Here is a 15,178-nt window from a genome sequence, read left to right as displayed (position 1 = left end):
CCCGCTGACACCGGGCCAACGAAGAACTTTGAACCATGGCCACTATCCACGTAGACGGCAAAGAGCTCGAAGTCGATGGGGCAGACAACCTGTTACAGGCATGTCTGTCGCTAGGCCTCGATATCCCTTATTTCTGCTGGCACCCAGCCCTTGGCAGCGTTGGCGCTTGCCGCCAGTGCGCGGTCAAGCAGTACACCGACGAGAACGACAAGCGTGGTCGGATCGTCATGTCCTGCATGACCCCCGCCACCGACGGCAGCTGGATCTCCATCGACGACGAAGAAGCGAAAGTATTCCGCGCAAGCGTCGTCGAATGGCTGATGACCAACCATCCTCACGACTGCCCGGTCTGTGAGGAAGGCGGTCACTGCCACCTGCAAGACATGACCGTGATGACCGGCCACAACGAGCGCCGTTATCGCTTCACCAAGCGTACTCACCAGAACCAGCAACTGGGCCCGTTCATTTCCCACGAAATGAACCGCTGCATCGCCTGCTACCGCTGCGTGCGCTTCTATAAAGACTACGCTGGCGGCACCGATCTCGGTGTGTTTGGCGCCCACGACAACGTGTACTTCGGTCGCGTTGAAGACGGCACCCTGGAAAGCGAGTTCTCCGGCAACCTCACCGAGGTCTGCCCGACCGGTGTGTTCACCGACAAGACTCACTCCGAGCGCTACAACCGCAAGTGGGACATGCAGTTCTCGCCGAGCATCTGCCATGGCTGCTCCAGCGGTTGCAACATCTCCCCGGGCGAGCGTTACGGCGAACTGCGCCGCATTGAAAACCGCTTCAACGGTTCGGTGAACCAGTACTTCCTGTGCGACCGTGGCCGTTTCGGCTATGGCTATGTCAACCGCAAGGATCGCCCACGTCAGCCACTGCTGGCCAATGGCGCGAAACTGAGCCTGGACGAAGCACTGGATAAAGCCGCCGACCTGCTGCGCGGTCGCAACATCGTCGGTATCGGTTCGCCGCGCGCCAGCCTCGAAAGCAACTACGCGTTGCGCGAGCTGGTCGGCGCCGAGCACTTCTACTCCGGTATCGAAGCCTCGGAGCTGGAACGCATTCGTCTGATCATGCAGGTGCTCAAAGACAGCCCGCTGCCGATCCCGAACATGCGCGACATCGAAGACCACGATGCGATTTTCGTCCTCGGCGAAGACCTGACCCAGACCGCTGCGCGCATGGCCCTGGCCCTGCGTCAATCGGTCAAGGGCAAGGCCGAAGACATGGCCGACGCCATGCGCGTTCAGCCATGGCTCGACGCCGCGGTGAAGAACATCGGCCAGCACGAGCTGAACCCGCTGTTCATCGCCAGCCTGGCTGAAACCAAGCTCGACGACATCGCTGAAGAATGCGTTCACGCCGCACCGGACGACCTGGCCCGCATCGGTTTCGCCGTGGCTCACGCCCTCGACGCCAGCGCTCCAGCCGTAGAAGGCCTGGATGCCGAAGCGCTGGAGCTGGCCAAGCGCATTGCCGACGCCCTGCTCGCGGCCAAGCGTCCGCTGATCATTGCCGGTACCTCGCTGGGTTCCAAGGCGCTGATCGAAGCCGCGGCGAACATCGCCAAAGCCCTGAAGCTGCGCGAGAAGAACGGTTCCATCAGCCTGATCGTGCCGGAGGCCAACAGCCTCGGCCTGGCCATGCTCGGCGGCAACTCGGTCGACGAAGCACTGCAAGCCGTGATCGACGGTAAGGCCGACGCCATCGTCGTGCTGGAAAACGATCTGTACACCCGTACCGACAAATCCAAGGTCGATGCTGCCCTGAACGCTGCGAAAGTGGTGATCGTGGCGGACCATCAGAAGACCGCCACCAGCGATCGCGCGCACCTGGTGCTGCCAGCGGCCAGCTTCGCTGAAGGCGACGGTACGCTGGTCAGCCAGGAAGGCCGCGCCCAGCGTTTCTTCCAGGTCTTCGACCCGACTTACCTCGACGCGAGCATCCTGGTTCACGAAGGCTGGCGCTGGCTGCATGCCCTGCGTTCGACCCTGCTGAATCAGCCGATCGACTGGACCCAACTGGACCACGTCACCGCTGCCGTTGCTGCAAGCACGCCGCAACTGGCGCGTATCGTCGATGCCGCACCGTCCGCCGCATTCCGGATCAAAGGCCTGAAACTGGCGCGCGAACCGCTGCGTTACTCCGGTCGTACCGCCATGCGCGCTGACATCAGCGTGCACGAACCGCGTACCTCCCAGGACAACGACACCGCGTTCTCGTTCTCGATGGAAGGTTACTCGGGCTCTGCCGAACCGCGTCAGCAAGTACCTTTCGCCTGGTCTCCGGGCTGGAACTCGCCGCAAGCCTGGAACAAGTTCCAGGACGAAGTCGGTGGTCACCTGCGCGCTGGCGACCCGGGCACTCGCCTGATCGAAAGCACCGGTGATTCGCTGAACTGGTTCGCCAGTGTTCCGCGTGCGTTCAACCCGGCCCCAGGCACCTGGCAGGTCGTGCCGTTCTTCCATCTGTTCGGCAGCGAAGAGAACTCTTCCAAAGCCGCACCGGTGCAGGAACGCATCCCGGCCGCCTACGTGTCGCTGGCCAAGTCCGAAGCCGATCGCCTGGGTGTCAATGACGGTGCCCTGCTGAGCTTGAACGTTGCTGGCCAGACTTTGCGCCTGCCGCTGCGCATCAACGAAGAGCTGGGTGCCGGTCTGGTCGCATTGCCTGCAGGTATCGCCGGCATTCCACCAGCCATCTTTGGCAAATCCGTTGACGGTCTGCAGGAGGCAGCGCTATGACCTTGTTCACTCCTGAAGTGATCGACGTAATCATCGCGGTCCTCAAGGCCATCGTGATTCTGCTCGCCGTAGTGGTTTGTGGCGCGCTGCTGAGCTGGGTCGAGCGTCGTTTGCTCGCCCTCTGGCAGGACCGTTACGGTCCGAACCGTGTCGGCCCGTTCGGCGCGTTCCAGATTGCGGCCGACATGATCAAGATGTTCTTCAAGGAAGACTGGACCCCGCCGTTCGCCGACAAAGTGATCTTCACCTTGGCACCGGTCGTGGCCATGAGCGCCTTGTTGATTGCCTTCGCGATCATCCCGATCACCCCGACCTGGGGCGTGGCAGATATCAACATCGGCATCCTGTTCTTCTTCGCCATGGCGGGTCTGTCGGTCTACGCGGTGCTGTTCGCGGGCTGGTCGAGTAACAACAAGTTCGCCCTGTTGGGCAGCTTGCGGGCCTCGGCACAAACCGTGTCGTACGAAGTGTTCATGGGCCTGTCGCTGATGGGCATCGTGATCCAGGTTGGCTCGTTCAACATGCGCGACATCGTTGAATACCAAGCGCAGAACATGTGGTTCATCATTCCGCAGATCTTCGGTTTCCTGACCTTCTTCATCGCTGGTGTCGCCGTGACTCACCGTCACCCGTTCGACCAGCCGGAAGCGGAACAGGAACTGGCCGACGGTTACCACATTGAATACGCCGGCATGAAATGGGGCATGTTCTTCGTTGGTGAGTACATCGGCATCGTGTTGATTTCGGCGCTGTTGGTCACGCTGTTCTTCGGTGGCTGGCACGGCCCGTTCGGCCTGCTGCCGCAGATCCCGTTCATCTGGTTCGCACTGAAAACCGCGTTCTTCATCATGTTCTTCATCCTGCTGCGCGCCTCGATTCCGCGCCCACGGTATGACCAAGTGATGGACTTCAGCTGGAAGTTCTGCCTGCCGCTGACCCTCGTCAACATGCTGGTGACCGCTGCGATCGTGTTGCTCAACACGCCCGCCGTCGCGGCTCAGTGAGGATAGAGAATCATGAAGTACATTTTTGACATCGTGCATGGCTTCTTCACCCAGCTTCGCAGCCTGGTGATGATTTTCGGCCACGCCTTCCGCAAGCGCGACACGCTGCAGTACCCGGAAGAAGCCGTGTACCTGCCGCCGCGTTTCCGTGGCCGTATCGTCCTGACCCGCGACCCCGACGGCGAAGAGCGTTGTGTAGCCTGCAACCTGTGCGCCGTGGCGTGCCCGGTGGGTTGCATCTCGCTGCAGAAAGCTGAAACCGATGACGGTCGCTGGTACCCGGAGTTTTTCCGTATCAACTTCTCGCGCTGCATTTTCTGCGGCCTCTGCGAGGAAGCCTGCCCGACCACCGCGATCCAGCTGACACCGGATTTCGAGATGGCCGAGTTCAAACGTCAGGACCTGGTTTACGAGAAAGAAGATCTGTTGATCTCCGGCCCCGGCAAAAACCCTGATTACAACTTCTATCGTGTTGCAGGTATGGCGATTGCCGGTAAGCCAAAAGGCGCCGCGCAGAATGAAGCCGAGCCGATCAACGTGAAGAGCTTGCTGCCTTAAGGAAGAACGATGGAATTCGCTTTCTATTTCGCATCGGGTGTCGCTGTTGTGTCCACGCTTCGCGTGATCACCAACACCAACCCTGTGCACGCCCTGCTCTACCTGATCATTTCGCTGATCGCCGTGGCCATGACGTTCTTCGCCCTTGGCGCACCGTTTGCCGGTGTACTGGAAGTGATCGCCTACGCCGGCGCCATCATGGTGCTGTTCGTGTTCGTGGTGATGATGCTGAACCTGGGCCCGGCCTCGGTTCAGCAAGAGCGCGTCTGGCTCAAGCCCGGTATCTGGCTGGGCCCGGTCGTACTCGGCGCCCTGCTGCTGGCTGAACTGCTGTATGTGCTGTTCAGCCACTCCAGCGGTCAGGCCCTCGGCCACACCACCGTAGACGCCAAGGCCGTGGGCATCAGCCTGTTCGGCCCTTATCTGCTGGTGGTCGAACTCGCCTCGATGCTGCTGCTCGCCGCAGCCGTCACGGCGTTCCACTTGGGCCGCAACGAAGCCAAGGAGCAATGACGATGCCTGCTATCCCTTTGGAGCATGGTCTGGCGGTCGCCGGCATCCTGTTCTGCCTCGGTCTGGTCGGCCTGATGGTCCGGCGCAACATTCTCTTCGTGCTGATGAGCCTGGAGGTCATGATGAATGCCTCCGCGTTGGCGTTCATCGTTGCCGGTAGCCGCTGGGCGCAGCCGGATGGACAGATCATGTTCATCCTGGTGATCAGCCTGGCAGCCGCCGAGGCCAGTATCGGCCTGGCGATTCTGTTGCAGCTGTATCGCCGCTTCCACACTCTCGATATCGACGCTGCCAGCGAGATGCGCGGATGAACCTTCTCTATCTGACTTTCCTGTTCCCCCTGATCGGTTTTGTGCTGCTGGCGTTCTCCCGGGGACGCCTCTCGGAAAACCTCTCGGCGCTGATCGGCGTCGGCTCCATCGGCCTGTCGGCGATCGTCGCGGCCTATGTGATCTGGCAGTTCAACGTTGCGCCACCGCAAGATGGTCACTACAGCCTGATGCTGTGGCAATGGATGGCGGTGGAAGGCTTTACGCCGACCTTCACCCTCTACCTGGACGGCCTGTCCGTGACCATGCTCGGTGTGGTAGTGGGCGTGGGCTTCCTGATCCATCTGTTCGCGTCCTGGTACATGCGCGGTGAAGCCGGTTACTCGCGTTTCTTCGCCTACACCAACCTGTTTATCGCCAGCATGCTGTTCCTGGTCCTGGCCGATAACCTGCTGTTCGTGTACTTCGGCTGGGAAGGCGTGGGCCTGTGCTCGTACCTGTTGATCGGTTTCTACTACAGCAACCGCAACAACGGTAACGCGGCACTCAAAGCCTTCATCGTGACCCGGGTCGGCGACGTGTTCATGGCCATCGGCCTGTTCATCCTGTTCCAACAGTTGGGCACGCTGAATATCCAGGAACTGCTGGTCAAGGCGCCTGAGCACTTCAAGGCCGGCGACTTCTGGATCGTTCTGGCGACCCTGATGCTGCTGGGCGGCGCTGTCGGTAAATCCGCGCAACTGCCGCTGCAAACCTGGCTGGCGGATGCGATGGCCGGCCCTACTCCGGTTTCGGCACTGATCCACGCCGCGACCATGGTAACCGCCGGTGTCTACCTGATCGCCCGTACCCACGGCCTGTTCGCACTGGCGCCGGATATCCTGCACCTGGTAGGTGTCGTGGGTGGCGTGACGCTGGTGCTGGCAGGTTTTGCCGCACTGGTTCAGACCGACATCAAACGTATCCTCGCCTACTCGACCATGAGCCAGATCGGCTACATGTTCCTGGCCCTGGGCGTGGGTGCATGGGATGGTGCGATTTTCCACCTGATGACCCACGCCTTCTTCAAGGCGCTGCTGTTCCTTGCATCCGGTGCGGTGATCGTTGCCTGCCACCACGAGCAGAACATCTTCAAGATGGGCGGCCTGTGGAAGAAACTGCCACTGGCCTACGCCAGCTTCATCGTCGGCGGCGCGGCCCTGGCGGCCTTGCCTCTGGTGACCGCGGGCTTCTACTCCAAGGATGAAATCCTCTGGGAAGCGTTCGCCAGCGGTAACGAAGGCCTGCTTTATGCCGGTCTGGTCGGTGCCTTCATGACCTCGCTGTACACCTTCCGCCTGATCTTCATCACGTTCCACGGTGAAGCGAAGACCGAAGCCCATGCCGGTCACGGCATTGCTCACTGGCTGCCGCTGTCGGTGCTGATCGTACTGTCGACGTTTGTCGGCGCGATGATCGTTCCACCGCTGCACGGTGTGCTGCCGGAAAGCGTCGGCCATGCCGGCGGCGAAGCCAAGCACAGCCTGGAAATCGCTTCGGGCGCCATCGCCCTGTCCGGTATCCTGCTGGCCGCGCTGCTGTTCCTCGGCAAGCGTCGCTTCGTCACGGCCATCGCCAACAGCGGCATCGGCCGCTTCCTTTCGGCCTGGTGGTTCGCTGCCTGGGGCTTCGACTGGATCTACGACAAACTGTTCGTCAAGCCATACCTTGCGATCAGCCACATTCTGCGCAAAGACCCGCTCGACCAGACCATCGGTCTGATCCCGCGTATGGCCAAAGGCGGTCACACCGCCCTGAGCCGCACCGAGACCGGTCAACTGCGTTGGTATGCCGCCTCGATGGCTGCTGGTGCCGTGCTGGTAATCGGCGCCGTCGTGCTGGTAGCGGTCTGACTATGAACCTTGCGAACTTGCGAAAGGAAACGAGCCCGTCATGATTCTGCCATGGCTAATCCTGATCCCCTTCATCGGCGGCCTGCTGTGCTGGATGGGTGAGCGCTTCGGCGCCACCCTCCCCCGCTGGATTGCGCTGATCACCATGTCCCTGCTGCTCTCCCTCGGCCTCTGGCTGTGGGCCAACGGTGACTATTCATTTGCTCCGGCACCGGGTGCCGATCCGACCTGGGCGATTGAGTTCAAACACGTCTGGATCCAGCGCTTCGGCATCAACGTGCACCTGGCCCTCGACGGCCTGTCGCTGTTGATGATCCTGCTGACCGGCCTGCTGGGTGTCCTCTCGGTACTCTGCTCCTGGAAAGAGATTCAGCGTCACGTGGGCTTCTTCCACCTGAACCTGATGTGGATCCTGGGCGGTGTCGTCGGCGTGTTCCTCGCCCTCGACCTGTTCATGTTCTTCTTCTTCTGGGAAATGATGCTGGTGCCGATGTACTTCCTCATCGCGCTCTGGGGTCACAGTTCTTCGGACGGCAAGAAAACCCGGATCTACGCGGCGACCAAGTTCTTCATCTTCACTCAGGCTTCCGGCCTGATCATGTTGGTGGCGATCCTGGGCCTGGTACTGGTCAACTTCAACGACACCGGCGTGATTACCTTCAACTACGCCGATCTGTTGAAAACCAAGATGTCGCAGACCACCGAGTACATCCTGATGCTCGGCTTCTTCATCGCCTTCGCGGTCAAGCTGCCCGTCGTACCGTTCCACTCCTGGTTGCCTGACGCTCACGCCCAGGCACCAACTGCGGGTTCCGTGGACCTGGCCGGTATCTTGCTGAAGACCGCTGCGTATGGCCTGCTGCGTTTCGCCCTGCCGCTGTTCCCGAATGCCTCGGCCGAGTTCGCGCCGTTCGCCATGACCCTGGGTCTGATCGGGATCTTCTACGGTGCGTTCCTGGCCTTCGCGCAAACCGACATCAAGCGTCTGATTGCCTTCTCGTCCGTTTCCCACATGGGCTTCGTACTGATCGGCATCTACTCCGGCAGCCAACTGGCGCTGCAGGGCGCGGTAATGCAGATGCTGGCTCACGGTCTGTCGGCCGCGGCACTCTTTATCCTCTCCGGTCAGCTGTACGAGCGCACTCACACCCGTGATATGCGCGAGATGGGTGGCTTGTGGTCGAAGATTGCCTACCTTCCAGCCCTCAGCCTGTTCTTCGCGGCGGCATCGCTGGGCTTGCCTGCGACCGGTAACTTTGTCGGTGAGTTCCTGATCCTGATCGGCACCTTCGCCAGCGCGCCATGGGTCACCGTGATCGCTACGTCCGGCCTGGTGTTCGGTTCGGTCTACTCGCTGATCATGGTCCACCGTGCCTTCTTCGGCCCGTCGAAATCCGACGCGGTGCTGCATGGCATGGACGGTCGCGAACTGATCATGGTGGTTGGGCTTGCGGCACTGCTGCTTTACATCGGCGTGTACCCGCAACCGTTCCTCGATACCTCTGCCGCAACGATGCATGGCGTGCAGCAGTGGCTCGGCACCGCCTTCACTCAACTCGCTTCGGCCCGGTAAGAGCGCTATGGAATTCACGACTCAACACTTTATCGCGCTTGCGCCGTTGTTGATCACCAGCGCCACGATCATCGTGGTGATGCTGGCTATCGCGTGGCGCCGCAACCACTCGCAAACCTTCCTGCTGTCGGTGGCAGGTCTTAACCTGGCCTTGCTGTCGATCCTGCCAGCCCTGAAAGTCGCGCCACTGGCCGTGACTCCGTTGCTGCAGATCGACACCTTCGCCTGCCTGTACATGGCGCTGATCCTGGTCGCCACCCTCGCCTGTGTAACCCTCGCCCACGCCTACCTGGGCGATGGCGGTACGGGCTACCCGGGCAACCGTGAAGAACTTTACCTGCTGATCCTGATGTCCGCCGCCGGTGGCCTGGTGTTGGTCAGCGCGCAGCACCTGGCCGGTTTGTTCGTCGGTCTGGAACTGCTTTCGGTACCGGTCTACGGTCTGGTGGCTTACGCCTTCTTCAACAAGCGTTCGCTGGAAGCCGGCATCAAGTACATGGTGCTGTCGGCCGCTGGTTCCGCGTTCCTGTTGTTCGGTATGGCCCTGCTCTACGCCGAAGCCGGCAGCCTGAGCTTCAACGGCATCGGTCAGGCCCTGGCGGCCACCGGCCTGCCTAGCCCGATCGCGCAACTGGGCCTGGGCATGATGCTGATCGGCCTGGCGTTCAAACTGTCGCTGGTACCGTTCCACCTCTGGACCCCGGACGTTTACGAAGGGGCTCCGGCACCGGTGGCAGCGTTCCTGGCCACGGCCTCCAAAGTGGCTGTGTTCGCGGTGATGGTGCGTCTGTTCCAGATCTCGCCAGCGGCGAGCAGTGGCGTACTGAGCAACGTGCTGACCATCATCGCCATCGCGTCCATCCTGTTCGGTAACCTGCTGGCACTGACCCAGAGCAACCTCAAGCGTCTGCTGGGTTACTCGTCCATCGCACACTTCGGTTACCTGCTGATCGCCCTGGTGGCGAGCAAGGGCCTGGCCGTGGAAGCCATCGGCGTGTACCTGGTCACCTACGTGATCACCAGCCTCGGCGCGTTCGGTGTGATCACCCTGATGTCCTCGCCGTACAGCGGCCGTGACGCGGATGCCTTGTACGAATACCGTGGCCTGTTCTGGCGCCGTCCGTACCTGACCGCCGTCCTGACCGTTATGATGCTGTCCCTGGCCGGTATCCCGCTGACCGCGGGCTTCATCGGCAAGTTCTACATCATCGCCACCGGCGTCGAGTCGCACCAATGGTGGCTGGTCGGCTCCCTGGTACTGGGCAGCGCCATCGGCGTCTTCTACTACCTGCGTGTGATGGTCACCCTGTACCTGATGGAACCGAACCTGCGTCGCCACGATGCGCAACTGCACTGGGAACAACGTGCAGGCGGCGTGATGCTGCTGGCGATTGCCGTACTGGCGTTCTTCCTCGGTCTGTACCCACAACCGCTGCTGAACCTGGTTCAACAGTCGGGGTTGGCGGGTTGATCGCGTAGCGATACTCGGTAGAAAACAGAAACGGCACCTTCGGGTGCCGTTTTTTCGTTTGTGGGATTTGTTACTGCTGCCCTCCCCTCCTTCTGCAATCCCCGAAACCTCGCGCGGGAATGTCCGTTTCGTCCTACATCCAGCACTGCGCACTTGGCTCTATCTTGAATGACTGGCTGGATCGATAAATCAACGCGAGAAATAACAATGAACCGTGACATCGTCATTCCGTTGGCCAAAGCAAAAAACAATCTGTCCAAACTCGTCGATGACGCAGCCGCCGGGCAGCTCATCACGATTGCCAAACATAGTCGGGCTCTTGCGCGTCTGGTTCCGGTGGGAAAATCCAACGGCCAGCGGATCGGTGCGATGAAAGGCAAACTGGTGCTTCACGAAGACTATGACGCCTCACTGCCGGACGACATGCTCGATGCTTTTCAAGGCACTCAAAAATGAAGCCATCACAGTTTCTTCACCATGGGAACGCAGGCCAGTTGAAGACCGGAGGGGGAATGGTAAACCGCAGGTTCCTCCCCAATGTAACCACAGCGTCGATAAAAATCGGCAGCATTCAAAGTCGCATCCAGACGGACTTCCAACAGGCCAAGATCCCGCGCCAGATCTTCGAGAAAGCCCACGACGCGCTTGCCCAAGCCTCGTTGCATAAAGTCAGGATGTATAAAGATTGCACCGATTTCGCGGTTCTCCAGATCCAGCATGCCTGTCGCCACGGGCTCACCCTGAATGCACCCCAGATAGAAATACTTTTCCATGAGCGCGCAGTAACCGTCCTCAGCTGCCCCCGATGTCCAGGTCAGCATTTGCTTCTCGGTATAGGCACCGATGCATTGATGCCGGATGGCTAGCAGCCGTATGTCGAATGCAGTCTGGGCGTCGCTTTGGGTGGCTTTTCTAATTTCGAACATATCACTCTCCATCAGCCATGTGAGACGGAGAATCAAAAAGCCCCGTCCATCTCTGGCGGGGCTTTGGGTAACACGTCAAATGCCAAGCACGTATGACCTTATGGCCCGCCGGAAGCGGTCATAGAGGAACACATCATGTTCATTCGGCGTTGATCATTCATCGGCAGATAGTGCTGTGGATGATCCGATGAGTCAATTGCGAAGTCCCCTTTCCCCAGCATTACTCGAAAACTCTCACCGGCCTGGTCGCTTCGTCCTACAGGCGTTTTTACGACCGGGGTCTACCTTGAAAACGGGGAACGAAAAGGATGGCTTCGATGCCTTGACCTATTCGATTATCGAGACAACACTATACGCAGGTGACGTACAGAACATGGATGCTCTTTTTATCGAATTACCTGCGTTTCAGAAACACCGAGACGCTTACCTGGATGACGATCTGTTCCGCAGCTTTCAGTTGGAGCTGCTAAAAAACCCCGAAGCTGGCGATCTCATTGAAGGCACGGGCGGGCTGCGAAAAATCCGCTTTTTCGATCAACGTCGGGGTAAAGGCAAGCGCAGCGGGCTTAGGGTGATTTATTACTGGTGGTCAGGTTTCGATCAATTCTGGCTGTTCACCGTGTATAGCAAAAACGAGCAAGACGACCTGTCGCCGTCCCAGAAAAAACTTTTCAGACAAACGCTGGATAGAGAAATCAACACGAGAACCCACTATGAAACGTGACATTTTTTCCGAACTGATGGAAGGCCTCGAAGCCTTGGCCGACGAGCGCCAAGGCAAGGTCACGCTGCGGACCCACAAGGTCACGCTGCCGAAACTGGTACCCATCACTGCCGAGGAAGTGGTGGCCATCCGTCAACAGCTCAATCTTTCCCGGTCGGTGTTCGCCATGTATCTACGCACCAACACCCGAACCCTCGAGAACTGGGAACAAGGACGGGCAACACCAAATGCCCAAGCCACGACACTGATCCGCTTGGTTGAACGCTTTCCGCAGACGATCGAACAACTCGCAGCGCTGACCTGAACGTGCAGGGTTGTCATTCCACCCACATGACGAAATTGTAATTCCCCCATCACCTTGGCGTTATCCGCAGCTTGCAACGATGTCACCCGGCGACCATGCCGGCGGGCCCTTGCCCGTCGAACAATAAAACCCACGCCGAAGCACGTTCCCGTTCTGCCGAACCCAAGGAGTGATTGATGGTTAACAATACAAAAATGTCGATAGCCGCTTTAGCGGTGGTTGTCGGCTCCGGGCCGTCCATGGTGTTGGCGGAAGAAAAAGCCGAGGGGTTTATCGAGGGCAGCAGCCTGACGGTGCTCAACCGCAACTTGTACTTCAATCGTGATCACCGTGACGGCCAGTCGAGTCCCACCGGCAATGGTTATTCCGAGGCCTGGTCTCACGCGGTCATCAGCAAGTTCGAATCCGGCTTTACCCAAGGCACCGTCGGGGTCGGGGTCGATGCATTTGCGATGATCGGCTTGAAGCTCGATACCGGCGATGGTCGAAACGGTGGCCGTAGTTCGTTTGATGTGCTGCCGGTCGACAGTGATGGCCAAGCGCGGGATGAATACACCAAGGTCGGTGGCGCCGCCAAAGTGCGCGCCTTCGATACGGTGGTGAAGGTCGGCGATGTGTTTCCGGCCAACCCGGTGGTTGCGGCGGGTGACTCCCGACTGTTGCCCGAAAGCTTCCGGGGTGTCACGGCCACCAACACCAGTATCGAAGGTCTGTCGGTGCAGGGCGGTCGCCTGCATGCGATGAGCCAACCGGTGTCCAGCAACATGCGCGAAAACTTCGCGACCTTCTACGCCGGTCCAGTCAATTCGCCGTGGGTCGGCTATTTCGGTGGCGACTACACGCAGAACAAAAACCTCAGTTTCAGCCTGTATTCCAGTCGCCTCAAGGATGCCTGGAATCAGTACTACGCCGGCACCGCATGGACTTATCCGCTGTCGGACGACCTGTCGCTGTTCGGTGGCCTGAACTATTACAAGGCGGTCGACGAAGGCAAACAACTGCTCGGCGAATTCGACAACAACATCTGGAGCGGCCGTGTCGGGGTGAAACTCGGCGCCCACTCCGTTGCGTTATCGCACCAGCGCAACAACGGCAACGACGACTTCGATTACCTGCGCCAGTCCGACTCGATCTTCCTCGACAACTCCATCCAGTACAGCGACTTCAACTCGCCCAAGGAGCGTTCCTGGATGGTTCGTTACGACCTCGACATGAACAGCTATGGCGTGCCGGGTTTGTCGTTCATGACCCGTTACGCCCGTGGCACCGACGCCAACTATTCCAACGCCAACGCCGTGTACATGCGCCGCGATGCCGACGGCAACCCGCTGACTGACCAGAAGCGCTGGGAGCGCGACATCGAAGTCAAATACGTGGTGCAGAGCGGCTCGCTGAAAGACATGTCTCTTCGTCTGCGCCAGGCCACAACCCGCGCCACGGCGTTTGAGTCGGATCTGGATGAAGTGCGGGTGATTGTCGAGTATCCGCTGGCGATTCTCTGACTTCACGGTTTATGCAAATTCACCTTTAGAAGCTCCTTGCTCCTTTGGTAAGAGGTGAATCTTTTGGCGTCCTTCGGGGCGCCTTTTTTATGCCCGTGGATTGAGAATCTGTAGGAGCTGCCGAAGTCTGCGATCTTTTGATCCTTAAAATTAAAGTCAAAAGATCGCAGCCTTCGGCAGCTCCTACGGGGGTTGCGTTGCGCGAGGGTTACTCAGCCGGCTCGACGTTATCCAACGCCTGATTTACCGCCAGCTCTCCCAACATCACCACTTGCGCAATGCCCAGCAAAGTCTTGCGATGGGTGCCTTCCAGCAGTGCAGCGAAGTCACCGAGCATGACCGTGGCCGAGGACAATGATTCGCTGGCATTGGCCAGCAGGGATTCGGTGTCGGCTTTGGGATTGGCGAAATACATCTGGTTGGGGGTGTAGGGCGTGGCCATGACGTGGGCGGTAGGGTTCAGGTAGTAATCGAGCGCACGTTCGGCAGCTTCGTGGAGTTTTTTGGAGTCGATGGTGGCGTAGGGGGATGTTGGGTCGGTGTCCGTAGCTGTGCTTGCTTCGGGAGGGTTTGGTGTTGGTTTTTTCATGGTGAAACTCCACTGAAAAGTTGGAGCTGCCCCATTCGGTTTCCGGACGAAGAGGTGGCAGCTGTACGCAGGTTGGAAACCCGGGCAGCGGCGACCCGGTCGACCCGAAGGTCTCCCACGCACAGCCGCCATAACGGAGTGCACACATTCAAGGTGCGCAAGGATACGTTATGAAAGGCGTGTTGGCGCCACTGTTACTGATCGGGGTTTCCAGGCCCGGTCGCTGAATTGGCAGCGACGTGCACAGGCTAGAGAGCGGGCGTCCGACGGACAACCTGAAAATATTGTGGGAAGCGTCTGTATTCCAAGTACAACCTTTAAACATCCCGAATTGAAATACGCAATGTGTAGGGGGATTCGATGCCAGACAGGTGGAAGCTGTGTCAGCCGCCGCGATTGCGGCAACCGCCTGCCACGGTGTATTTGATGGTGTTGAGTTGGCCCTTTGAATCTTCATAGGTCATGGCAGTAGGCACAACAGCACAAGCAACTTGCGGCCGCACAACGCTCACCACTTTCACCACATCCAGTTTCATCCCGTATTCGTAGTCTTTCACCACCGGCGCAGGTTTGCCCCGGTTGGCCGCGTATTGCTCCATGGCTTTGATGTTGGCACTGAGCGCCCTCTCAAACGTCCGGTCACCGCCGCCTTCTGCCAGCGCATTCAACGACATCGCCATCACACCGACGAACGCCATCAACTTAAAAACTTTCATATCCAATACCTTCAAATCGAGGCTCAAAAAAAAGCCCACCATCGGCCTTCGATGACGGGCTAGTTCAGGTGCGACACGCTTACAAGTCTTTGGTCTTGTTGTCGTCCTTCTTTTCATTCAACACGACGGGGTTACGCGCCTGTTCCTTGGCGACAAAGGCCTCCACCGAGCGGTCATTGGCCGCCATCATTTTCTCAAAGACTCTGTCGCCGCCACCTTCAGCCAAAACAACAGAAGACATCACCAACGCCGCTGCAAACGCACTCAGTTGTACAAGTTTCATGCTTGATTCCTCGTTTAATTAACTAACGAGGTCAAGGTAACAATCCGAACCTTTCATGACGGTGGCGCGCAAATTACATATCCGTTATGTGGCCACAGGGGATA

Annotated in this window: 16 protein-coding genes; 12 read left to right on the top strand and 4 right to left on the bottom strand. The window is 59.1% G+C overall.

From position 1 onward, the window contains the following. Positions 1-35: 35 nt before the first annotated feature. The 9 genes from nuoG to AC1RO5_RS02520 all read left to right on the top strand — a co-directional run bounded on the left by nuoG (position 36) and on the right by AC1RO5_RS02520 (position 10,486). Positions 36-2,750: an NADH-quinone oxidoreductase subunit NuoG gene (gene nuoG / locus AC1RO5_RS02560; RefSeq protein ID WP_493172473.1), complete on the top strand. Its 2,715-nt coding sequence runs from the start codon at positions 36-38 to the stop codon at positions 2,748-2,750. Further along, positions 2,747-3,754, top strand: a complete 1,008-nt coding sequence (nuoH, locus tag AC1RO5_RS02555) for an NADH-quinone oxidoreductase subunit NuoH (protein WP_019648467.1) — start codon at positions 2,747-2,749, stop codon at positions 3,752-3,754. Before nuoG ends, nuoH begins: the two co-directional genes overlap by 4 nt. A 12-nt stretch (positions 3,755-3,766) precedes the next feature. Continuing rightward, the gene (gene nuoI / locus AC1RO5_RS02550) at positions 3,767-4,312 is read left to right on the top strand and encodes an NADH-quinone oxidoreductase subunit NuoI (RefSeq protein WP_019648466.1); all 546 of its coding nucleotides are present in this window, start codon (positions 3,767-3,769) and stop codon (positions 4,310-4,312) included. 9 nt (positions 4,313-4,321) lie between these two features. Continuing rightward, positions 4,322-4,825: an NADH-quinone oxidoreductase subunit J gene (gene nuoJ / locus AC1RO5_RS02545; protein WP_007940878.1), complete on the top strand. Its 504-nt coding sequence runs from the start codon at positions 4,322-4,324 to the stop codon at positions 4,823-4,825. Positions 4,826-4,827: 2 nt separating this feature from the next. Then, positions 4,828-5,136, top strand: a complete 309-nt coding sequence (gene nuoK / locus AC1RO5_RS02540) for an NADH-quinone oxidoreductase subunit NuoK (RefSeq protein ID WP_007940879.1) — start codon at positions 4,828-4,830, stop codon at positions 5,134-5,136. Further along, entirely contained in the window at positions 5,133-6,986 is a 1,854-nt protein-coding gene (gene nuoL / locus AC1RO5_RS02535) for an NADH-quinone oxidoreductase subunit L (RefSeq protein ID WP_493172470.1), read from the top strand. Before nuoK ends, nuoL begins: the two co-directional genes overlap by 4 nt. Positions 6,987-7,026: 40 nt before the next feature. Further along, positions 7,027-8,559 (top strand): NADH-quinone oxidoreductase subunit M, encoded by a 1,533-nt coding sequence (gene nuoM / locus AC1RO5_RS02530; RefSeq protein WP_476212827.1) that lies wholly within the window; start codon positions 7,027-7,029, stop codon positions 8,557-8,559. Positions 8,560-8,566: 7 nt separating this feature from the next. Further along, complete coding sequence (gene nuoN / locus AC1RO5_RS02525) at positions 8,567-10,030, top strand: NADH-quinone oxidoreductase subunit NuoN (protein ID WP_007940882.1); 1,464 nt, start codon at positions 8,567-8,569, stop codon at positions 10,028-10,030. Positions 10,031-10,237: 207 nt separating this feature from the next. Next, the gene (locus AC1RO5_RS02520; protein ID WP_493172467.1) at positions 10,238-10,486 is read left to right on the top strand and encodes a type II toxin-antitoxin system Phd/YefM family antitoxin; all 249 of its coding nucleotides are present in this window, start codon (positions 10,238-10,240) and stop codon (positions 10,484-10,486) included. Positions 10,487-10,491: 5 nt separating this feature from the next. Here AC1RO5_RS02520 and AC1RO5_RS02515 read toward each other — a convergent pair whose 3' ends face one another. Beyond that, positions 10,492-10,956, bottom strand: a complete 465-nt coding sequence (locus AC1RO5_RS02515; protein ID WP_493172465.1) for a GNAT family N-acetyltransferase — start codon at positions 10,954-10,956, stop codon at positions 10,492-10,494. Between the two features lie 373 nt (positions 10,957-11,329). On the opposite strand from AC1RO5_RS02515, the gene AC1RO5_RS02510 reads away from it, so the two are divergent. The 3 genes from AC1RO5_RS02510 (at position 11,330) to AC1RO5_RS02500 (ending at position 13,486) form a co-directional block, all read left to right on the top strand. Continuing rightward, positions 11,330-11,680, top strand: a complete 351-nt coding sequence (locus AC1RO5_RS02510; protein ID WP_493173200.1) for a toxin — start codon at positions 11,330-11,332, stop codon at positions 11,678-11,680. Further along, positions 11,670-11,984, top strand: coding sequence for a helix-turn-helix domain-containing protein (locus AC1RO5_RS02505; RefSeq protein ID WP_493172463.1), 315 nt, complete (start codon positions 11,670-11,672; stop codon positions 11,982-11,984). Before AC1RO5_RS02510 ends, AC1RO5_RS02505 begins: the two co-directional genes overlap by 11 nt. A 176-nt stretch (positions 11,985-12,160) precedes the next feature. After that, a complete protein-coding gene (locus AC1RO5_RS02500) occupies positions 12,161-13,486 on the top strand; it encodes an OprD family porin (protein ID WP_493172461.1) in 1,326 nt (441 codons plus the stop codon). Between the two features lie 208 nt (positions 13,487-13,694). Here the strand turns inward: AC1RO5_RS02500 and AC1RO5_RS02495 are convergent, their stop codons facing one another. The 3 genes from AC1RO5_RS02495 to AC1RO5_RS02485 form a co-directional block, all read right to left on the bottom strand. Continuing rightward, on the bottom strand, positions 13,695-14,075 hold the full coding sequence (locus AC1RO5_RS02495; protein WP_493172459.1) for a DUF6124 family protein: 381 nt from the start codon (positions 14,073-14,075) through the stop codon (positions 13,695-13,697). A 383-nt stretch (positions 14,076-14,458) separates the two neighbouring features. Next, complete coding sequence (locus AC1RO5_RS02490; protein ID WP_493173198.1) at positions 14,459-14,791, bottom strand: DUF2790 domain-containing protein; 333 nt, start codon at positions 14,789-14,791, stop codon at positions 14,459-14,461. 79 nt (positions 14,792-14,870) lie between these two features. After that, positions 14,871-15,074, bottom strand: a complete 204-nt coding sequence (locus tag AC1RO5_RS02485) for a co-regulatory protein PtrA N-terminal domain-containing protein (protein WP_493172457.1) — start codon at positions 15,072-15,074, stop codon at positions 14,871-14,873. Between the last annotated feature and the right edge of the window lie 104 nt (positions 15,075-15,178).

This window comes from Pseudomonas sp. GW822-FHT02G04 (assembly GCF_058802085.1).
Note: the sequence above shows the minus strand (reverse complement) of the source record. Positions and strands in the feature narration are given on the sequence as shown.

What these genes read in the sequence shown, in the direction of transcription:
- nuoG (WP_493172473.1), top strand. Translation starts at nt 36, where the DNA reads ATGGCCACTATCCACGTAGACGGCAAAGAGCTCGAAGTCGATGGGGCA.
- nuoH (WP_019648467.1), top strand. Translation starts at nt 2,747, where the DNA reads ATGACCTTGTTCACTCCTGAAGTGATCGACGTAATCATCGCGGTCCTC.
- nuoI (WP_019648466.1), top strand. Translation starts at nt 3,767, where the DNA reads ATGAAGTACATTTTTGACATCGTGCATGGCTTCTTCACCCAGCTTCGC.
- nuoJ (WP_007940878.1), top strand. Translation starts at nt 4,322, where the DNA reads ATGGAATTCGCTTTCTATTTCGCATCGGGTGTCGCTGTTGTGTCCACG.
- nuoK (WP_007940879.1), top strand. Translation starts at nt 4,828, where the DNA reads ATGCCTGCTATCCCTTTGGAGCATGGTCTGGCGGTCGCCGGCATCCTG.
- nuoL (WP_493172470.1), top strand. Translation starts at nt 5,133, where the DNA reads ATGAACCTTCTCTATCTGACTTTCCTGTTCCCCCTGATCGGTTTTGTG.
- nuoM (WP_476212827.1), top strand. Translation starts at nt 7,027, where the DNA reads ATGATTCTGCCATGGCTAATCCTGATCCCCTTCATCGGCGGCCTGCTG.
- nuoN (WP_007940882.1), top strand. Translation starts at nt 8,567, where the DNA reads ATGGAATTCACGACTCAACACTTTATCGCGCTTGCGCCGTTGTTGATC.
- AC1RO5_RS02520 (WP_493172467.1), top strand. Translation starts at nt 10,238, where the DNA reads ATGAACCGTGACATCGTCATTCCGTTGGCCAAAGCAAAAAACAATCTG.
- AC1RO5_RS02515 (WP_493172465.1), bottom strand. Translation starts at nt 10,956, where the DNA reads ATGTTCGAAATTAGAAAAGCCACCCAAAGCGACGCCCAGACTGCATTC.
- AC1RO5_RS02510 (WP_493173200.1), top strand. Translation starts at nt 11,330, where the DNA reads ATGGATGCTCTTTTTATCGAATTACCTGCGTTTCAGAAACACCGAGAC.
- AC1RO5_RS02505 (WP_493172463.1), top strand. Translation starts at nt 11,670, where the DNA reads ATGAAACGTGACATTTTTTCCGAACTGATGGAAGGCCTCGAAGCCTTG.
- AC1RO5_RS02500 (WP_493172461.1), top strand. Translation starts at nt 12,161, where the DNA reads ATGGTTAACAATACAAAAATGTCGATAGCCGCTTTAGCGGTGGTTGTC.
- AC1RO5_RS02495 (WP_493172459.1), bottom strand. Translation starts at nt 14,075, where the DNA reads ATGAAAAAACCAACACCAAACCCTCCCGAAGCAAGCACAGCTACGGAC.
- AC1RO5_RS02490 (WP_493173198.1), bottom strand. Translation starts at nt 14,791, where the DNA reads ATGAAAGTTTTTAAGTTGATGGCGTTCGTCGGTGTGATGGCGATGTCG.
- AC1RO5_RS02485 (WP_493172457.1), bottom strand. Translation starts at nt 15,074, where the DNA reads ATGAAACTTGTACAACTGAGTGCGTTTGCAGCGGCGTTGGTGATGTCT.